Below are 18,735 nucleotides of genomic sequence, written 5' to 3' on the forward strand. Positions count from 1 at the left end.
AGGTTTTACGTATAACTTCGAGGCTCATACGTACCATGTGCCCAGTCCGCAGGTCCACCGCACAGCGCCTGCCCCGATCGGCCGGGAGGCCCGAGTGACCAGCGCACCACAGCCCGTACCGACCCGGCCCACCAGCCGCGACGTCGCCCGGGCCGCGGGCGTCTCGCAGGCCACCGTCTCCCTCGTGCTCGGCGACAAGTGGCGGGGCCGGGTCTCCGCGGCCACCGCGGAGCGCGTTCGGCGCACCGCCCACGGGCTCGGCTACCGGCCCAACCTCGCCGCCCGCAATCTCCGCCTCGGCCGCACCAGGACCGCGCTACTGGTCGTCCCCGCGCTCACCAACGAGTTCTTCGCACGTGTCTACACGGGGGCCGCCGCGGTAGCCGCCGAACACGATTTCGGGGTCGTCCTCTACCCGTCCCCCGAGGGCACCGGGCCGGCCCGGGACCCCTTCGCCTCGGCGAGCGCCTCCCTGGACGGCGTGATCGCCTCCTCCATGGCCGCCGGCGCCCTGGACGCGCTGCGCGGTGCGGCCCTGCCGCTGGTCATGATCGACAGCGACCCGGCGGACGGCGGGGTCGCGGCCCGCATCAATCTCGACGTCGCCGACGGCATGCGGCAGGTGGCGGAGCACCTGCTCGCCCTCGGCCACCGCCGCTTCGTCCACCTCGCGTCGGCGGTCGACTCCTGGACCTTCGTGGTGCGCGGCCGGGCGCTGCACGAGACCCTGCGGGCGGCTCCCGGCACCTCCGTGCGGACCGTCACCGCGGCCCTCGACGTGCACGCGGGCCGTACGGCGGCCGAGCAGGCCCTCGCCGCCCCGGGCCCCCGGCCCACCGCCGTCGTCTGCGACGACGACATCCTCGCCGCGGGTGCCTGCAAGGCCGCCCGCAGGCTGGGTCTGCGGGTGCCCGGAGACCTCTCGGTCACCGGCTTCGACGACCTGGCCCTGGCCACGGCCGTCGAGCCGGAGCTCACCACCGTGCGGCTGCCCGCCGAGCAGGTCGGCGAACGCGGCATGGCGGCCCTGCTGGCGGTCCTGGACGACCGCCCGGTCGAACCCGGCAGCCTGCCGGTGCGCCTGGTCGCCCGCGGTTCCTCGGCGGCCGTCCGCCCATGACGGCGCCCCGGCCCGCCGGGAGGCGGACCGGGGCGTGCGTCACCGCGATGGGCTACTTCTCGGAGGACTCCACGTCCCCGCCGGAGTCGGCGGACCCGGTGGTGTCCGTCGGGGCCGCGGCGGCCCCGTCCTCGGTGTCGGAGGGGGCGTCCGTCGGCGCGGAGCCGCCGTCCGCCTCCAGCAGCCGCGCCAGCTGCCGCCCGACGATCCGCTTGAACTTCCGCTGCTGGGGCCGCGTACGGTCCAGGACCGCGACCTCCAGCCGCTCGGCGGGAATCTCCCGCTCACTGCCGTTGGGGTCGCGCGACAGCGCCTGCACCGCCAGCTTGAGCGCCTCGGCCAGCGTCATCCCGTCCCGGTGCCGCTGGTCCAGGAAGGTGCTGATCTGCTCGGCGTTGCCGCCGACCGCGACGGAACCGTGCTCGTCGACGATCGAGCCGTCGTGCGGCAGCCGGTAGATCTGGTCGCCCTCGGGCTCGGTCCCCACCTCGGCGACCACCAGTTCCACCTCGTACGGCTTCTCGGCCGCGCTGGAGAAGATGGTGCCCAGCGTCTGCGCGTAGACGTTGGCCAGCCCACGGGCCGTCACGTCGTCGCGGTCGTAGGTGTATCCGCGCAGATCGGCGTAGCGCACGCCGCCGATGCGGAGGTTCTCGTACTCGTTGTACTTGCCGGCGGCGGCGAAGCCGATCCGGTCGTAGATCTCGCTGAACTTGTGCAGCGCGCGGGACGGGTTCTCGCCGACGAACACAATGCCGTCGGCATACTGCAGCACAACCAGGCTGCGACCGCGGGCGATGCCCTTCCGGGCGTATTCCGCCCGGTCGGCCATGGCCTGCTGGGGTGAGACATAGAACGGCGTCGACACCGGTTATCCGTCCCTTTCTGTCAGTGACGAGAGCATCGGAGAGGCAGCGGAACGGCGGTCAGAGCAGCGCGGCGCGCGGGCCGTCGGGCTGCTCCATCCGGCGTTCGAGGACCGAGCGGGCGATCTCGGAGGATTCCGCGTCGTCCAGCCTCCGGTAGCCCTCGTCGGTGATGACGGTGACGATCGGATAGATCCGCCGGCCCACGTCCGGGCCGCCGGTCGCCGAGTCGTCGTCGGCCGCGTCGTACAGGGCCTGTACGACCAGGGTGAGCGCCTCCTGCTCCGTCAGGTCGTCGCGGTAGAGCTTCTTCATGGAGCTGCGGGCGAAGACCGATCCCGAGCCGGTGGCCGCGTACCCGTGCTCCTCCGAGCGGCCGCCGGTCACGTCGTACGAGAAGATCCGGCCCTTCTCGCGGTCGATGTCGAAGCCGGCGAAGAGCGGCACGACGGCGAGGCCCTGCATGGCCATCCCCAGATTGCTGCGGATCATCGTGGAGAGCCGGTTCGCCTTGCCCTCCAGAGAGAGCTGGGCGCCCTCGACCTTCTCGAAGTGCTCCAGCTCCAGCTGGAACAGCTTGACCATCTCCACGGCCAGTCCGGCCGTGCCGGCGATGCCCACCGAGGAGTACTCGTCGGCCGGGAAGACCTTCTCGATGTCGCGCTGTGCGATCACGTTGCCCATGGTCGCCCGCCGGTCGCCGGCCAGGACCACCCCGCCGGGGAACGTCACCGCGACGATGGTCGTCCCGTGCGGCGCCTCGACGGCCCCCTGGAGGGGCGGCAGGCTGCGGTTGCCCGGGAGCAGCTCCGGGGACTGGTCGGACAGGAAGTCCATGAACGAAGAGGATCCCGGCGTCAGGAAGGCAGCTGGTAGACGCCCGGTGCTACGAGTGTTGGCTTCCACGCGTTTCCCTCCAGGTAAGCGACGGCCCCGAACCGGTTGTCGGGATCGTCTCCCAACTCGCCGACGGCCGAATTGCAGTTGATGCGGTTACGCCACGGACCCTACCCGTCCCGTGGCGGTGATCCACATGAACCGCGGGGGCGGCTGCACGGCTCGCGGTGCCGCTTGTGGCCGCGCGGCACGGGCCGACCGGGCCCGTACCGCGCGTACCGCCTCCACTCCCCCGCGTTCACACTTATGAACTACTGTCCGCCCTTTTGAACGAACGAACGCACGAAGTCCTCGGCGTTCTCCTCGAGCACGTCATCGATCTCGTCCAGGACCGAGTCGACGTCGTCGCTCAGCTTCTCCTGGCGCTCCTTGAGGTCCTCGGACGCCTGCGCGTCCTGCGCCTGCTCCTCGACCTCCTCGGTGGAACGCGTCGCCTTCTGCTGTCCGCCGCCGGTGTCCTTGGTCGCCATATAGCTCACCCCGCTCGGTTCGAAGCACTTGATCAGACCCTACCCACGGGCTCCGACATCGGCCCGGTACTTTCCCTCAACGTCCGGGGGTCATCCCGATGATTCCCCGATCCCGGCCCTTTCAGCCGCCGGACAGCACCTGGACCAGCTCCTCCGCCGTGCGGCAGCGGTCCAGGAGCTCCTTGACGTGCTCACGGGTCCCGCGCAGCGGCTCCAGGGTGGGCACCCGCTGCAACGAGTCGTGCCCCTGGAGGTCGAAGATGACCGAGTCCCAGGAGGCCGCGGCCACGTCGTCGGCGTACTGCTCCAGGCAGCGGCCCCGGAAATAGGCCCTGGTGTCCTCCGGAGGCTTCGTACGGGCCTTCTCGACCTCGCCCTCGTCCAGCAGCCGCTTCATCTTCCCGCGGGCCGCCAGACGGTTGTAGAGCCCCTTCTCGGCCCTCACGTCGGCGTACTGGAGGTCCACCAGGTGCAGGCGCGCCGCGTCCCAGTCCAGGCCGTCGCGGCGGCGGTAGCCCTCCATGAGCTCCCGCTTGGCGACCCAGTCGAGCTCGCCGGACAGGCTCATGGGGTCGTTCTCCAGCCGGTTGAGGGTGTCCTCCCAGCGGGCCAGGACGTCCTTGGTCTGCTCGTCGGCGTCCGCCCCGTACCGCTCCTCGACGTACTTGCGGCCCAGCTCGAAGTACTCCATCTGCAACTGGACCGCCGTGAGGGTGCGGCCGCTGCGCAGCGTGACGAGGTACTGCAGGGTCGGGTCGTGGGAGACGTGGTGCAAGGTGCGCACCGGCTGGTCCACCGCGAGGTCCACGTTGATGAAGCCGTCCTCGATCATGGACAGGACCAGGGCGGTGGTGCCGAGCTTGAGATAGGTGGAGACCTCCGAGAGGTTCGCGTCGCCGATGATCACATGGAGCCGGCGGTACTTCTCCGCGTCGGAGTGGGGCTCGTCGCGGGTGTTGATGATGGGGCGCTTGAGGGTGGTCTCCAGGCCGACCTCGACCTCGAAGTAGTCGGCGCGCTGACTGATCTGGAAGCCGTGCTCGTGTCCGTCCTGGCCGATTCCCACGCGCCCCGCCCCGGTGACCACCTGGCGGGAGACGAAGAACGGGGTCAGGTGGCGCACGATGTCGGAGAACGGCGTCTCCCGCTTCATCAGGTAGTTCTCATGCGTGCCGTACGAGGCGCCCTTGTTGTCGGTGTTGTTCTTGTAGAGGTGGATCGGCTGGGCGCCGGGCAGCTGGGCCGCCCGTTCGGCCGCCTCGGCCATGATCCGTTCGCCGGCCTTGTCCCAGAGGACGGCGTCCCGCGGATTGGTGACCTCCGGGGAGCTGTACTCCGGATGCGCGTGGTCGACGTAGAGGCGGGCGCCGTTGGTGAGGATGACGTTGGCGAGGCCGATGTCCTCGTCGGTGAGCTGGCTGGAGTCGGCGGACTCGCGCGCGAGGTCGAAGCCCCGCGCGTCCCGCAGCGGGTTCTCCTCCTCGAAGTCCCAGCGGGCGCGGCGCGCCCGGTGCATCGCCGCCGCGTAGGCGTTGACGATCTGGGACGAGGTGAGCATGGCATTGGCATTGGGGTGGCCGGGGACGGAGATCCCGTACTCCGTCTCGATGCCCATTACTCGACGTACGGTCATGCGGCCCTCCTTGCCCGGCGGCGCTCCCCTCGGGGGGCGGCGCTCAAATACCGCTGCTTGTCGGTGCGCGTGCACGGCCCGCCCACGCACTGCGCGACCGGGCGGTACGCAAGAGCCTAGAGCGCCGCTGTGTCGACGGGGAGATCAATTACGTCATTGCCGCGGTGTCGCGCGAGCTGTCCGGAAAGCAACCGGCTGCGGATGCCCGGGCCGGGCATCCGCAGCCGGACCGCGCTCTACAGGTACTGGCCGGTATTCGCCACCGTGTCGATGGAACGGCCGGTGTCCGCGCCCTGCTTTCCGGTGACGAGCGTACGGATGAAGACGATCCGCTCGCCCTTCTTGCCGGAGATGCGGGCCCAGTCGTCCGGGTTGGTGGTGTTCGGCAGGTCCTCGTTCTCCTTGAACTCGTCCACGCAGGCCTGGAGGAGGTGGGAGACCCGAAGGCCCTTCTGCCCCTGTTCGAGGAAGGCCTTGATGGCCATCTTCTTGGCCCGGTCGACGATGTTCTGGATCATCGCTCCGGAGTTGAAGTCCTTGAAGTACAGGACTTCCTTGTCGCCGTTGGCGTACGTGACTTCGAGGAAGCGGTTCTCCTCGGACTCGGTGTACATCCGCTCGACGACGGACTGGATCATGGCCTGCGCCGCCGCCTCCTTGGAGCCGGTGTGCTCCGCGAGGTCGTCCGCGTGCAGGGGCAGCGAAGGCGTGAGGTACTTCGCGAAGATGTCCTTCGCGGCCTCCGCGTCCGGACGCTCGATCTTGATCTTCACATCGAGGCGGCCGGGGCGCAGGATCGCGGGGTCGATCATGTCCTCGCGGTTGGAGGCGCCGATGACGATGACGTTCTCCAGGCCCTCGACACCGTCGATCTCGGCGAGCAGCTGGGGGACGATGGTGTTCTCCACGTCCGAGCTGACACCGGACCCGCGGGTGCGGAAGAGGGACTCCATCTCGTCGAAGAAGACGATGACGGGAGTGCCCTCGCTCGCCTTCTCACGAGCACGCTGGAAGACCAGTCGGATGTGCCGCTCGGTCTCGCCGACGTACTTGTTGAGGAGCTCCGGACCCTTGATGTTGAGGAAGTAGCTCTTGCCCGCCGGCTGGCCGGTGACTTCGGCGACCTTCTTGGCGAGGGAATTGGCGACGGCCTTGGCGATGAGCGTCTTGCCGCAACCGGGCGGACCGTAGAGCAGAATGCCCTTCGGCGGCCGCAGTTCGTGTTCCTTGAAGAGGTCGGGGTGGAGATAGGGGAGTTCGACCGCGTCCCGGATCAGTTCGATCTGGTCGCCCAGGCCACCGATCTTGTCGTAGTCGATGTCCGGCACTTCTTCGAGGACGAGTTCCTCGACCTCGCTCTTGGGGACCACTTCGTAGACGTAGCCGGACCTGGGTTCGAGCAGCAGGGCGTCACCGGGGCGGATGGTGATGTCCAGCAGCGGCTCGGCGAGCCGCACCACCCGTTCCTCGTCGGTGTGCCCGATGACCAGGGCCCGCTCGCCGTCCTCGAGGACTTCCTTGAGGGTGACGATGTCCCCGGCCCGCTCGAATTCCATGGCGTCGACCACGTTGAGCGCTTCGTTGAGCATGACTTCCTGGCCGCGCCGGAGGTCGTCGAGCTCAACGCTGGGACTGACGTTCACCCGGAGTTTCCGGCCTCCGGTGAAGATGTCGCAGGTGCCGTCCTCATTGCCCTGCAGAAACACACCGAATCCGGCCGGCGGCTGTGCGAGCCGGTCGACTTCTTCCTTGAGGGCCACGATCTGGTCGCGGGCCTCACGGAGTGTGTTGGCGAGCCGCTCATTCTGCGCGGACACGCCCGCCAGGTTGGTCTGCAACTCGACGATCCGCTCTTCGAGAATCCTCGTATGGCGCGGAGAGTCGGCGAGCTTACGTCGCAGGACGGCGATTTCCTGCTCGAGATAGGCGACCTGGCCGGCTGGGTCTTCGGACCCCCGTCCGGGCCGGATGCCGCGGTTGATGTCGTCGTCGTGGGCTGCCACGGTCCTCACCTCCTCCAAGGGGAGCTGGACGCTTCCTGACCCTACCTGGGTGGGTGATGATTGAAACCCCTAGATCACAAAGACTGCGGGGCGTGTCCGATCTTCACCCTTGCGTTCCCCCTCGTGTACAGGGGAATACCCACCCTTCAACATCGGAAAGCGGCCAGTTGTATCGTCGGACCGTCCAACACCCGTCGGGGCTGGCTTCTTTTGGTTCGGATACGCAGGGAACGGCAGGAGAAATGACCGTGCAGCAGGACGCGCCCAACGATGGCGACGCACAGGATCTGGAGGTCTGGATCGACCAGGACCTCTGCACGGGAGACGGCATCTGCGTCCAGTACGCCCCCGAGGTGTTCGAGCTGGACATCGACGGCCTGGCGTACGTGAAGAGCGCCGATGACGAGCTGCTGCAGGACAGGGGCGCGACGACGCCGGTACCGCTGCCGCTCCTCCAGGACGTCGTCGACTCGGCCAAGGAGTGCCCGGGCGACTGCATCCACGTGCGTCGCGTTTCGGACAGGGTCGAGGTGTACGGCCCCGAGGCCGCCTGATCCGGCGGACCGGGCCCCGGGGGCACGTGCGGTGACTGCTCAGGCACCGGCCGGGGCCGGGACGGTGGCGCGGACGAACGCGCCGCCCCGCCACTGCCACGTGACCTCTTCCCGCTGGTCGGGGCAGCAGCGCGGCACCTCCGTGGAGGAATAGCCGAGCAGAGTGGCGGAAATGATTCCGTCACGCACCCCGAAATCACCGATGCTCATCTTCTGCGCGGGGTCCACCAGGGTCGCCACGACCCGGGGTGTGGTCCCGGTGCCGTTGGTGAGGACGTAGACGCCGCTGGGCGGGGTGCCGGAGCCGGCCGCGCAGTGGACCACGGCGACGGTCTCGGGGCGTGCGTCGCCGTCGAGGTCGCCGGTTGCCTGCTTGGCCACGGTGCTGTCCAGTCCCGCGCAGTCCAGGGGGAAGGTCGCCCGTGCCGGGTCGGGGGCGGTGGCGGCCGGTGTGCCGTGCCGCGTCGCCGTGCGGTGGGGGGTGGAGGCCGATGCCGAGGCCACGGGGTCCGGCTGGAGCGCGCCGGCGGCCGCGATGACGGCGGCCATGGCCGTCGCGGTGGCGAGCCAGTGCAGCGGCTTGGTGTCGGTGTGCGCGAGGTCCGGGAGCTCGGAGGTCTGCACGCGGGATGTCTCCTGTGGTTCCTGTGGTTCGAGGATGCCTGGACGGGCGGTGCGCCGGTGGGTCTTCTGCGGTGGCGTGGGTGGGCCAGCATCGTGCCACACCTCACAGGGCGGAGGAACGGTGGGGTCGGTACGGATCCGGGCCCGCGGGGCGGTTGCCCCCGCGGGGCGGTTGCCCCCACGGGCGGTTGCCCCCACGGGCGGTTGCCCCCACGGGCGGTTGCCCCCACGGACAACGAAGAGGCGCCGCCGTCCGGTTCCCGGGTCGCTCCGGGAACTCGGCGGCGGCGCCGGTGCGTTGCGGCGGGTCGGCCGCGTACGGGTCAGCCGCGCGACGAGGAGCCGCTCTGGCTGCCGGGGCCGTCGTAGTCCTCGCCGTAGGCGCCCTTCGCGGGCCGGCGGCGGCGCAGCGGGGGCTCCACACCGTCGGCCAGGCGGCGGGCGGTGACGAGGAAGCCGGTGTGGCCGATCATGCGGTGGTCCGGGCGGACGGCCAGGCCCTCGACGTGCCAGTTGCGGATCATCGATTCCCAGGGCTGCGGTTCGGCGAAGCAGCCGATCTCGCGGATGGACTCGACGGTCCGCGCCAGCTGGGTGGTGGTGGCGACGTAGGCGCAGAGGATGCCGCCGGGCACCAGTGCCTTGGAGACGGCCTCCAGGCACTCCCAGGGGGCGAGCATGTCGAGGATGACCCGGTCGACGTCGGTGTCCGAAAGGTTGTCCTGGAGGTCGCCGACGGTGAGCTGCCAGGCGGGGTGCGGCTCGCCGAAGTAGCGCTCCACGTTCTGCTGGGCGATCTCGGCGAAGTCCTCGCGGCGCTCGTAGGAGTGCAGCATGCCCTGGTCGCCGATGGCGCGCAGCAGGAAGGTGGAGAGCGAGCCGGAGCCGACACCGGCCTCCACGACGCGGGCGCCGGGGAAGATGTCGGCGAAGGCCAGGATCTGCCCCGCGTCCTTGGGGTAGACCACGGCGGCGCCGCGGGGCATGGACAGGACGTAGTCGGGGAGCAGGGGACGCAGCGCGAGGTAGGCGACGTTTCCCGTGGTTCGGACCACACTGCCCTCGGGGGCACCGATCAGCTCGTCGTGCGGGAAAGAACCCTTGTGGGTGTGGAAGTTCTTCCCTGCTTCGAGCGTGAAGGTGTAGTGGCGTCCCTTGGGGTCGGTGAGCTGGACCTGGTCCCCGACCTTGAAGGGCCCGCGTCGGCGGGCGGCACCGGTCGGTTCAGACATGTGACCAGCGTACCGGTGTTTCCCCGGCCTCCGACCGCGAGCCCGGGGCGGGTGGCGGGCGTTCAGGCGGCGGGCCGGGCCAGGGCCGCGACGAAGGCCCGCTCCACGTCGGCCGTGGAGAGCACCCCGTAGATCTCGCCGGTCTCCTCGACGACGAGGTACTCGGTCGCCGGGGTGGCCTTGAGCCGGTCCAGGAGTGCTTCGCCGGACAGTTCGGCGGAGACCCGCATGCCTTCGGTGAGGTCCTGGGCGAGGCCGCCGACGGCGACCCAGGGGCGGCGGTGCTCCGGCACGGAGACGATGGCGGTCTCGCGGACGAGGCCCTTCGGCTCGCCGTGGCCGTCGACGACGACGAGGGCGCGGGCGCCCGCCTCGTTGGCCCTGCGCAGGGCCTCGGAGAGCGGGGTGTCGGCCTCCACCGGAACGGCGCGGCGGGTGAGGGTGCGGGCCCGCAGTTCGGGGAGGTGCTCGCGCAGCCGGGCCATGCGCAGGCTGTTGCCCGCCCCGGTCCAGATGATCGCGGCGAGGATGGCGGCGAGCAGCGCGTCGGTGACGGTGTCCATGCCGCTGAGCTCGGCGGGGTCGTTGCCGAAGGATCCGCTGTGGGTGAGCAGCGGCAGGCCGATCAGGGTGACGACGGCGAGGGCGCGGCCGACCCAGGCGGCGGCGACGGTGCCGCTCATCGGGCGTCCGGTGATCTTCCAGACGACGGCCCGGAGCATGCGTCCGCCGTCGAGCGGGAGGCCGGGCAGGAGGTTGAAGGCGGCCACCAGGAGGTTGGAGATCATCAGGCCGGCGAGCAGGACGCCGGGCACGGTGCCGGGCTCGACGAACATCATCCCGACGTAGAACAGTCCGGCGAGCACCAGGGAGAGCAGCGGACCGACGAAGGCGAGCAGGAACTCCCGGCCGGGGGTCTCGGACTCCTTCTCGATCTCGGAGACGCCGCCGAAGAACTGGAGCTGGATGCGGCGCACCGGGAGCTTGTAGCGCAACGCCATGACCGTGTGCGCGAGTTCGTGGACGAGCACGGAGGCGTAGAAGGCGATGGCGAAGAAGAGGGAGACCAGGTAGCGCGCCGCGCCGAGCTCCGGCAGCACCCGGTCGAGCTGCCCGCCGAAGACCCAGGTGATCAGTGCGGCCACGAGGAACCAGCTGGGCGCCACGTACACGGGCACGCCGAAGGGGCGGCCCATGAGGAGGCCGCCTCCGGGCTCTTCGGGGCGCTGCGGCCGGCCTCCGTCGGGGCCGGTCCCGGGTGCCGTTCCCCCGGCACCGGGCTGCGGCCGCCCGCTGTCGCCGCTCTCGTCCACGGGGTCCCTTCGGTCGGTGCCCTGCGGCACGGTCATGCAGTGTTCGAGGGTGTGTGGTCGATGGTATGCCGCCGACTGTCGGTGGCGAGCCGTAGGGTCTTCGACATGACCTCCCTGTCGCGGTCCCCCCAGCCGCCCTCGTCCCTGTCGCCGTCGCGGGCGAGCGATTTCATGCAGTGCCCGCTGCTGTACCGCTTCCGGGTCATCGACAAGCTGCCGGAGAAGCCCAGCGAGGCGGCTACCCGGGGCACGCTGGTGCATGCCGTGCTGGAGCGGCTCTTCGACAGTCCCGCGGCGGAACGCACGGCCGGCCGGGCCACGGCGCTGGTGCCCGGTCAGTGGGACCGGTTGCTGGGGTCGAAGCCCGAGCTGGCCGAGCTGTTCGCCGGGGACGCCGGGGGCGAGCGGCTCGCGCGCTGGCTCTCGGAGGCGGAGAGCCTGGTGGAGCGGTGGTTCTCGCTGGAGGACCCGACGCGGCTGGAGCCCGCCGAGCGGGAGCTGTTCGTCGAGACGGAGCTGGAGTCCGGGCTGCGGCTGCGCGGGGTGATCGACCGGATCGACGTCGCGCCGACGGGCGAGGTCCGGATCGTCGACTACAAGACGGGCAAGGCACCGCGTCCGGAGTACGCGGAGGGCGCGCTGTTCCAGATGAAGTTCTACGCCCTGGTGATCTGGCGTCTGAAGGGCGTGGTGCCGCGCCGGCTCCAGCTCGTCTACCTCGGCAGCGGGGATGTCCTGACGTACGACCCGGTGGTGGCGGACCTGGAGCGGGTGGAGCGCAAGCTGCTGGCCCTCTGGGACGCAATCCGGCTGGCCACGGAGACGGGCGAGTGGCGGCCCCGGCCGACGAAGCTCTGCGGCTGGTGCGACCACCAGTCGGTCTGTCCCGAATTCGGTGGCACTCCCCCGGTGTATCCGCTGTCGGTCCGCCCGCCCGAGTCGGAGCCCGGGGAGCAGGGCAGAATGGATCCGGTCCGCACTGAGGCCGGCCGGCCCGTGGCCCCCGAAGGACCCTGAAGGAGACCCTGTGGCTATCCGCGTCCTACTGGTCGACGATCAACCGTTGCTGCGCACCGGCTTCCGGATGATTCTGGAGGCGGAGGGGGATCTCGCGGTGGTGGGCGAGGCCGGTGACGGCCTCCAGGCTCTCGACCAGGTGCGGGCGCTGCAGCCCGATGTGGTGCTGATGGACATCCGCATGCCGCGGATGGACGGTGTGGAGGCGACGCGCCAGATCACCGGTCCCGGCCGGGACGGCCCGGCGAAGGTGCTGGTGCTGACCACGTTCGATCTCGACGAGTACGTGGTGGAGGCACTGCGCGCGGGTGCCAGCGGCTTCCTGCTGAAGGACGCCCCGGCCAATGAGCTGGTGCAGGCCATCCGGGTGGTCGCGGCGGGCGAGGCGATGCTCGCCCCGAGCATCACCCGCAGGCTGCTCGACAAGTACGCGGACCACCTGCCGTCCGGCGAGGATCCCGTGCCCGACACGCTGCACACGCTGACCGACCGCGAGGTCGAGGTGTTGAAGCTGGTGGCCCGCGGCCTGTCGAACGCGGAGATCGCCGCGGATCTGTTCGTCAGCGAGACGACGGTGAAGACGCATGTCGGGCACGTGCTGACCAAGCTCGGGCTGCGCGACCGGGTGCAGGCGGCCGTGTACGCGTACGAGAGCGGCCTGGTGCGTCCCGGCGCCCAGTGAGGGCGGCCGTGCGGTGACGTGCCCGCCGCCCGGACGCGTCCTCGTGGGGTGTCCGGGCGGCGGGTTGCTCAGTCGGCGCTTTCCTCCAGTTCCCAGAGCTGGAGTTCACCGGAGGAGTTGAGCGCCCACTCGACCCCGGTGAGGCCGTCGTGGGAGGCGGCGTACTGCTTGCCCTGCCAGATCGGCAGTACGGGGACGTCGGTGGCGACGAGGTCCTGGAGCTCCTCGAAGGTTCCCGCCGCGGCACTGCGGTCGGCCACGCGCCGGGACTCCGGGATGAGCTTCTTCTGCGCCAGGGTCGACTTGTAGGGCGAGTTGAGGAAGTTGTTCTTGTCGAGGAACGGCGCCGTGTAGTTGTCCGGGTCCGGGAAGTCGGGGAACCACCCCATGCCGTAGACGGCGTAGTCACCACGCACCTGGGCGGGGCGGAACTTCGCCCAGGGGGTGCCCTTGATGGTGACGTCGAACAGCCCGGTGTCGTCGAGCTGCTTCTTCAGTGCCCGGAACTCCTCGGCCGTCCCGGTGCCGAAGTGGTCGGTCGTGTAGTGCAGGGTGAGCTTCACCGGGGTGTCGATGTGCCCGGCCCGCAGGATCTTCGCCGCCTTGGCGGTGCTGGGCTCGCCGTACTTGTTGTAGAACGAGTTGGAGTGTCCGGTGATGCTGGACGGGATCAGCGAGTACAGCGGCTCGGCCGTGGCGCCGTACACCTCGCTCGCGATCTCGCCGCGGTCGACGACCTGCGCCATGGCCTGGCGGACCGCCTTGCTCTTCACGGTCTCGTCGTCGGTGTCGAAGCCGAGGTAGCGGATGGCGAGCCCCGGTATCTCGGTGAGCCTGACGCCCTCCTCCGGTTTCTCCAGCATCCGCTGGGCCTGCTCGGGCGTCATGGTGCGGGTCATCATGTCGATCTTCTTGCGGTCGAAGGCCTTCTCCATCGCCTTCGCGTCCGGGAGGAGGTCGAGCTCGATCTCCTCGTTCCGCACCTTCAGGTCTCCCCTGTAGAGGGGGTTCCTGGTGAAGACGACCTTGACGACCCTGTCGTGCTCGACCTCCGGTTTCATGGTGTACGGGCCGGAGCCGTTCACCTGGAACCCGGTCCGCGCGGACTTCGCGTCGTACTCGGTCCGCGGCACGATCCCCGCGACGGGGGTGGAGAGCTTGTACGGGAACGTGGCGTCCGGCGTACGGAGGTGGAAGACGACCTCCCGCTCGTTCGGCGTCTCGACCGTGTCGACGTTGGCGAGAAGGGCGCCGGGCCCGTTGGGGGTGTCGATGCGGATGACCCGGTCGATGGAGTACTTCACGTCGTCGGACGTGATCCTCCTGCCGTTGGTGAACTTGAGGTCGCTGCGCAGTTCGCAGCGGTAGCTCTCGTTCTGGGTGTCCGTGAAGAAGCAGTTCTCGGCCGCCTCGGGCACCGGCAGGCCGCCGCCGCGCGGCACGTGCATCAGGGTCTGCACGGTCTGCCGGAGCACGTTCCACGCGCCGGCCTCGTAGGCGACGGCGGGGTCGAACGGTGCGGGGTTGTCCTTCGAGGCGACGAACTGGTCCGTGGTGCCGACGACGACGGCGTCCCCGCCGGCGCCCCCGCCCGACGCGCCGCAGGCGGCGAGTACGGGTGCGAGCAGGCCGACGACGGCCGGCAGCACCAGAGTCTTGCGGTTCATCTTGGACGCTCTCCCTCATCCCGGTATCGAGAGAGCGACATTAGTAGGCACTGCCGGCAGGGCCGCGCAGGAAAGTTCCGCCGCATGATCGGGCGGCGGAAGGGCATAACCACGCACCGTTTCCCTGCATCCGAAAGGCTTCGTCCGAACCAGTGCAATCAGGACTTTTCGCCACCGCAAAACGGGCACGCAGGTGGATCTTGAACAATTTTCAGGATTTATCGAGTGACAAAGCTCACGATTTCCTGTATTTGCAATCCCTGTCGCGCACACATCCCCCCCACACACGTGCGCGACAGAAAGCACACATTCATCACCGAGAGCTTTTCCTTTCTTTCACAGAAATACTCCCGGTGCGCGAATCACTGCATTCCCGTGACCAGCTCCCGGAGGAAAGCGAGGTCGACTTCCTCCAGCGAGTTCACGACCACCCGGCCGGACGCGGGGGCGATGGGGGCGACGGACGGCACGGCGACCACCCGGCAGCCGGCGGCCTCCGCGGCGGCGACACCGGTCGCGGTGTCCTCGATGACGGCACAGCGCTCGGGGGCGGCGCCGAAGCCGGCGGCGGCGGTGAGGTAGGGCTCCGGGTGCGGCTTCGTGCGGGAGACCTCGTCGCCCGCGACGGTGAGGGCGAAGTGGTGGTGCCCCACCGAGTCCAGCACCCGGTCGATGATCCGCCGGTGCGAGGCGGAGACCAGGGCGGCGGGGACCTCGTGCCTGGCCAGTTCGTCCAGGAGCCGGGCCGCGCCCGGCATCAGCGGGACGCCCCGGCCGATGCGCTTCTCGAAGCGGTCGTTGAGCAGCACGGTGAGTTCGTCGAGGGTGACGTCCGCGCCGGTGACATCGATGAGGTAGCCGGCGCTGCGGGTCATCGGACCGCCGACCACCACGTCCCGCCACGCCTCGTCGAGCCGATGCCCGAGTTCGGCGAAGACCTCCACCTCGGCATCCCACCAGAAGCCCTCGGTGTCGACCCGATGGTGACGACCTGGAGGCCGACGACGTCGGTCTGGCCGGATTCTTCGGGGCGGAAGAAGTCGGCGAGGCACAGGCGGCGGCCGCGGCGCTGGCGGGGGAAGGTGAAGCGGGTGCGTTCGGAGCCGTCCTCGTGGAGCAGGATGAGGTCGTCGCCCTTGGAGACGCAGGGGAAGTAGCCGTGGACCACGGCCGCTTCCAGGAGGTTTTCGGTGTGGAGTTTGTCGAGCCAGCCGCGCAGGTGGGGGCGGCCCTCGGTTTCCACCAGTTCCTCGTAGGTGGGTCCGTCGCCGGTGCGGGCCTGCTTGAGTCCCCATTGGCCCTTGAAGAGGGCGCCCTCGTCGAGCCAGGAGGCGTATTCCTTGAGCTGGATGCCCTTGACGACCCGGGTGCCCCAGAACGGCGGGGCGGGGACGGGGTTGTCCACCGCGACGTCCGAGCGCACCCCCTCGGCCGGTTCCTCGACCTGGAGCACCGCGGTTTCCCTGCGCGGGACCCGGCGCTGCTTGAGTTCCGGCAGGGCCGCGCCGGGTACCTTGCGTTTGACCGCGACCAGTGCGTCCATCAGGCGCAGTCCCTCGAAGGCGTCGCGGGCGTAGCGGACTTCGCCTTCGTAGAGTTCGTGGAGGTCTTGTTCGACGTAGGCGCGGGTGAGGGCGGCTCCGCCGAGGATGACGGGGTAGTGGGTGGCGAGTTTGCGCTGGTTGAGTTCTTCGAGGTTTTCTTTCATGATCACGGTGGATTTGACCAGGAGGCCGGACATGCCGATCACGTCGGCGTGGTGTTCTTCGGCTGCTTCCACGATTGCCGCGACGGGTTGTTTGATGCCGAGGTTGATGACGTTGTAGCCGTTGTTGGACAGGATGATGTCGACGAGGTTCTTGCCGATGTCGTGGACGTCGCCGCGGACCGTGGCCAGCACGATGGTGCCCTTGCCCTGGGCGTCGGACTTTTCCATGTGGGGTTCGAGGTGGGCCACCGCGGTCTTCATGACTTCGGCGGACTGCAGGACGAAGGGCAGTTGCATCTGGCCGGAGCCGAACAGTTCGCCGACGACCTTCATGCCCTCCAGGAGGGTGTTGTTGACGATGTCGAGGGCCGGGGTGTCCCGCAGGGCCTGGTCGAGGTCGGTTTCCAGGCCGTTCTTCTCCCCGTCGATGATGCGGCGCCGGAGGCGTTCCTCCAGGGGGAGGGCGGCCAGTTCCTCGGCCTTGCCCGCCTTCATCGACTTCGTGCTGACTCCTTCGAACAGCTCCATCAGCCTCTGGAGGGGGTCGTACCCCTCGGTGCGGCGGTCGTGGATCAGGTCCAGGGCGACTCGTACTTGTTCCTCCTCCAGGCGGGCGATGGGCAGGATCTTGGAGGCGTGGACGATCGCGGAGTCCAGGCCGGCCCTGACGCATTCGTCGAGGAAGACGGAGTTCAGCACGACGCGGGCGGCCGGGTTGAGGCCGAAGGAGATGTTGGACAGGCCCAGCGTGGTCTGCACCCGGGGGTGGCGCTTCTTCAGCTCCCGGATCGCGCCGATGGTGGCGATGCCGTCCTTGCGGGACTCCTCCTGGCCGGTGCAGATGGTGAAGGTCAGGCAGTCGATCAGGATGTCCGACTCCCGAATCCCCCAGTTCGTCGTCAGGTCCGTGATCAGGCGTTCGGCGATGGCGACCTTGTGCCCGACGGTGCGGGCCTGGCCCTCCTCGTCGATCGTCAGCGCGATCAGCGCCGCCCCGTGCTCCGCGGCCAGCCCCGCCACCTGCGCGAACCTGGACTGCGGCCCGTCACCGTCCTCGTAGTTCACCGAGTTCAAGACCGCGCGGCCGCCCAGCTTCTCCAGCCCCGCCCGCAGCACCGGCACCTCGGTCGAGTCCAGCACCACCGGCAGCGTGGAGGCCGTCGCGAAACGCCCCGCCAGCTCCTCCATGTCCGCCACCCCGTCACGGCCCACATAATCGACACACAGATCGAGCATGTGCGCGCCCTCACGGATCTGGTCGCGGGCCATCTCCACGCAGTCGTCCCAGCGGGCCTCCAGCATCGCCTCACGGAACTTCTTCGACCCGTTCGCGTTCGTCCGCTCACCGATCGCCAGATACGACGTGTCCTGCCTGAACGGCACCGTCTGGTACAACGACGCCGCACCCGGCTCCGGCCGCGGATCACGCACCGCGATCTGCGCCCCCCGCACCCGCTCCACCAGCCGGCGCAGATGCTCCGGCGTCGTCCCGCAGCACCCGCCCACCAGCGACAGCCCGTACTCCCGCACGAACGTCTCCTGCGCATCGGCCAGCCCCTCGGGCCCCAGCGGGAAGTGCGCACCGTCCTTCGTCAGCACCGGCAGCCCCGCGTTGGGCATGCACAGCAGCGGGATCCGGGAATGCCGGGCCAGATAACGCAGGTGCTCACTCATCTCGGCCGGCCCCGTCGAGCAGTTCAGCCCGATCATGTCGATGCCCAGCGGCTCCAGCGCCGTCAGCGCCGCACCGATCTCCGACCCCAGCAGCATCGTCCCGGTCGTCTCGAACGCCAGCGAACACAGCACCGGCAGATCACTGCCCGACGCCTCCATCGCACGCCGCGCGCCCAGCACCGCCGCCCTGGTCTGCAGCAGGTCCTGCGTCGTCTCGATGATCAGCGCGTCCGCACCACCGGCGATCAGACCCTCCGCGTTCTGCTGGAAACCGTCCCGCAGCCTCGCATACGGGGCATGCCCCAGCGTCGGCAGCTTCGTGCCCGGCCCGATCGACCCCAGCACCCACCGCTGCCGCCCCGTCGAGGCGGTGAACTCATCGGCCACCTCACGCGCGATCCGCGCCCCCGCCCGCGACAGCTCGAAGATCCGCCCCGCGATGTCGTACTCCCCCAGCGCCGACGAATTCGCCCCGAACGTGTTCGTCTCGACACAGTCCACACCCGCCGCGAAATACTCCTCGTGCACCGACCGCACGATGTCCGGCCGCGTCACATTCAGAACCTCGTTGCAGCCCTCGAGATTCTGGAAATCCTCCAGCGTCGGATCCTGCGCCTGCAACATGGTGCCCATCGCACCATCCGCCACCACCACCCGGGTGGCAAGCGCCTCACGCAACGCTCCGGCTCGGATCCTGCTGTCGGCGGAAGGGGTCGGCAACGAGGCCATGGATGTACTCCCTGGGATGCGAAGGACGAAGTGGCCGGCCGGTCAGAGACCGGCCGCGGCCTTCAGCCGCTGGGCACGGTCGGTGCGCTCCCAGGTGAAGTCGGGCAGCTCGCGGCCGAAGTGGCCGTACGCCGCGGTCCGGGAGTAGATCGGGCGCAGCAGGTCGAGMTCGCGGATGATCGCGGCCGGGCGCAGGTCGAAGACCTCGCCGATGGCGTGCTCGATGCGCTCCTGGGCCACGGTGCCGGTGCCGAAGGTCTCGACGAACAGGCCGACCGGCTCGGCCTTGCCGATCGCGTACGCGACCTGGACCTCGCAACGGGCGGCCAGGCCGGCCGCGACGACGTTCTTGGCGACCCAGCGCATCGCGTACGCGGCCGAGCGGTCCACCTTCGACGGGTCCTTGCCGGAGAAGGCGCCGCCGCCGTGCCGGGCCATGCCGCCGTAGGTGTCGATGATGATCTTCCGGCCGGTCAGACCGGCGTCGCCCATCGGGCCGCCGATCTCGAAACGCCCGGTCGGGTTGACCAGCAGCCGGTAGCCCTC

14 protein-coding genes and 3 pseudogenes are annotated in these 18,735 nt (G+C 69.5%); 4 read left to right on the forward strand and 13 right to left on the reverse strand.

Annotated features, from left to right (window positions below):
• Positions 1–94: 94 nt before the first annotated feature.
• Positions 95–1,120, forward strand: a complete 1,026-nt coding sequence (locus tag EAO76_RS04730; RefSeq protein WP_148833638.1) for a LacI family DNA-binding transcriptional regulator — start codon at positions 95–97, stop codon at positions 1,118–1,120.
• A 52-nt stretch (positions 1,121–1,172) separates the two neighbouring features.
• Here EAO76_RS04730 and prcA read toward each other — a convergent pair whose 3' ends face one another.
• The 6 genes and pseudogenes from prcA to arc all read right to left on the reverse strand — a co-directional run bounded on the left by prcA (position 1,173) and on the right by arc (position 6,989).
• The gene (gene prcA, locus EAO76_RS04735) at positions 1,173–1,988 is read right to left on the reverse strand and encodes a proteasome subunit alpha (RefSeq protein ID WP_148833640.1); all 816 of its coding nucleotides are present in this window, start codon (positions 1,986–1,988) and stop codon (positions 1,173–1,175) included.
• Positions 1,989–2,046: 58 nt separating this feature from the next.
• A complete protein-coding gene (gene prcB, locus EAO76_RS04740) occupies positions 2,047–2,892 on the reverse strand; it encodes a proteasome subunit beta (protein WP_148833642.1) in 846 nt (281 codons plus the stop codon).
• Positions 2,844–3,034 (reverse strand): annotated as a pseudogene (locus tag EAO76_RS45850) (endonuclease domain-containing protein); the annotation flags it as partial. The pseudogene EAO76_RS45850 and the gene prcB, both read right to left, overlap by 49 nt.
• 100 nt (positions 3,035–3,134) lie before the next feature.
• Complete coding sequence (locus tag EAO76_RS04750; protein ID WP_016325855.1) at positions 3,135–3,353, reverse strand: ubiquitin-like protein Pup; 219 nt, start codon at positions 3,351–3,353, stop codon at positions 3,135–3,137.
• A gap of 121 nt (positions 3,354–3,474) precedes the next feature.
• Positions 3,475–4,986 carry a depupylase/deamidase Dop gene (gene dop, locus EAO76_RS04755; RefSeq protein ID WP_148833644.1) on the reverse strand — a complete coding sequence of 504 codons (1,512 nt, stop codon included), beginning with the start codon at positions 4,984–4,986 and terminating at the stop codon, positions 3,475–3,477.
• 236 nt (positions 4,987–5,222) lie between these two features.
• On the reverse strand, positions 5,223–6,989 hold the full coding sequence (gene arc / locus EAO76_RS04760; protein WP_148833646.1) for a proteasome ATPase: 1,767 nt from the start codon (positions 6,987–6,989) through the stop codon (positions 5,223–5,225).
• Positions 6,990–7,231: 242 nt separating this feature from the next.
• Between arc and EAO76_RS04765 the strand changes: the two genes are divergently transcribed.
• On the forward strand, positions 7,232–7,543 hold the full coding sequence (locus EAO76_RS04765; RefSeq protein WP_148833648.1) for a ferredoxin: 312 nt from the start codon (positions 7,232–7,234) through the stop codon (positions 7,541–7,543).
• Between the two features lie 39 nt (positions 7,544–7,582).
• Here the strand turns inward: EAO76_RS04765 and EAO76_RS04770 are convergent, their stop codons facing one another.
• The 3 genes from EAO76_RS04770 to EAO76_RS04780 form a co-directional block, all read right to left on the reverse strand.
• Positions 7,583–8,167 carry a hypothetical protein gene (locus EAO76_RS04770; protein WP_148833650.1) on the reverse strand — a complete coding sequence of 195 codons (585 nt, stop codon included), beginning with the start codon at positions 8,165–8,167 and terminating at the stop codon, positions 7,583–7,585.
• A gap of 323 nt (positions 8,168–8,490) precedes the next feature.
• Positions 8,491–9,399, reverse strand: a complete 909-nt coding sequence (locus EAO76_RS04775) for a tRNA (adenine-N1)-methyltransferase (RefSeq protein ID WP_148833652.1) — start codon at positions 9,397–9,399, stop codon at positions 8,491–8,493.
• A gap of 62 nt (positions 9,400–9,461) precedes the next feature.
• Complete coding sequence (locus EAO76_RS04780) at positions 9,462–10,712, reverse strand: site-2 protease family protein (RefSeq protein ID WP_148835570.1); 1,251 nt, start codon at positions 10,710–10,712, stop codon at positions 9,462–9,464.
• A gap of 171 nt (positions 10,713–10,883) precedes the next feature.
• Here EAO76_RS04780 and EAO76_RS04785 point away from each other — a divergent pair, with 171 nt between their 5' ends.
• Both EAO76_RS04785 and EAO76_RS04790 read left to right on the forward strand, forming a co-directional pair.
• Positions 10,884–11,729 carry a PD-(D/E)XK nuclease family protein gene (locus EAO76_RS04785; RefSeq protein ID WP_262375344.1) on the forward strand — a complete coding sequence of 282 codons (846 nt, stop codon included), beginning with the start codon at positions 10,884–10,886 and terminating at the stop codon, positions 11,727–11,729.
• A gap of 10 nt (positions 11,730–11,739) precedes the next feature.
• Positions 11,740–12,411: a response regulator transcription factor gene (locus EAO76_RS04790; RefSeq protein WP_148833656.1), complete on the forward strand. Its 672-nt coding sequence runs from the start codon at positions 11,740–11,742 to the stop codon at positions 12,409–12,411.
• 68 nt (positions 12,412–12,479) lie between these two features.
• On the opposite strand, the gene EAO76_RS04795 is transcribed toward EAO76_RS04790, so the two are convergent.
• From EAO76_RS04795 to EAO76_RS04810, 4 genes and pseudogenes are all read right to left on the reverse strand, one after another.
• On the reverse strand, positions 12,480–14,078 hold the full coding sequence (locus EAO76_RS04795) for an ABC transporter substrate-binding protein (RefSeq protein ID WP_148833658.1): 1,599 nt from the start codon (positions 14,076–14,078) through the stop codon (positions 12,480–12,482).
• 362 nt (positions 14,079–14,440) lie between these two features.
• Positions 14,441–15,055: pseudogene (locus tag EAO76_RS04800) on the reverse strand (HAD family hydrolase); the annotation flags it as partial.
• A pseudogene (metH, locus tag EAO76_RS04805) lies at positions 15,052–18,189 on the reverse strand (methionine synthase); the annotation flags it as partial. The pseudogenes EAO76_RS04800 and metH, both read right to left, overlap by 4 nt.
• 42 nt (positions 18,190–18,231) lie before the next feature.
• Positions 18,232–18,735 (reverse strand): methionine adenosyltransferase domain-containing protein (locus tag EAO76_RS04810; protein ID WP_187438463.1); only part of this gene is annotated, 504 nt, incomplete at its 5' end.

Origin of the sequence: Streptomyces sp. sk2.1 (genome assembly GCF_008120935.1) — a bacterium.
Classification (GTDB): domain Bacteria; phylum Actinomycetota; class Actinomycetes; order Streptomycetales; family Streptomycetaceae; genus Streptomyces.

Excerpts from the sequence above, each read along its gene's own strand:
- EAO76_RS04775 (WP_148833652.1), bottom strand. The coding sequence starts at position 9,399 with ATGTCTGAACCGACCGGTGCCGCCCGCCGACGCGGGCCCTTCAAGGTC.
- EAO76_RS04750 (WP_016325855.1), bottom strand. The coding sequence starts at position 3,353 with ATGGCGACCAAGGACACCGGCGGCGGACAGCAGAAGGCGACGCGTTCC.
- EAO76_RS04785 (WP_262375344.1), top strand. The coding sequence starts at position 10,884 with ATGCAGTGCCCGCTGCTGTACCGCTTCCGGGTCATCGACAAGCTGCCG.
- dop (WP_148833644.1), bottom strand. The coding sequence starts at position 4,986 with ATGACCGTACGTCGAGTAATGGGCATCGAGACGGAGTACGGGATCTCC.
- EAO76_RS04765 (WP_148833648.1), top strand. The coding sequence starts at position 7,232 with ATGACCGTGCAGCAGGACGCGCCCAACGATGGCGACGCACAGGATCTG.
- EAO76_RS04795 (WP_148833658.1), bottom strand. The coding sequence starts at position 14,078 with ATGAACCGCAAGACTCTGGTGCTGCCGGCCGTCGTCGGCCTGCTCGCA.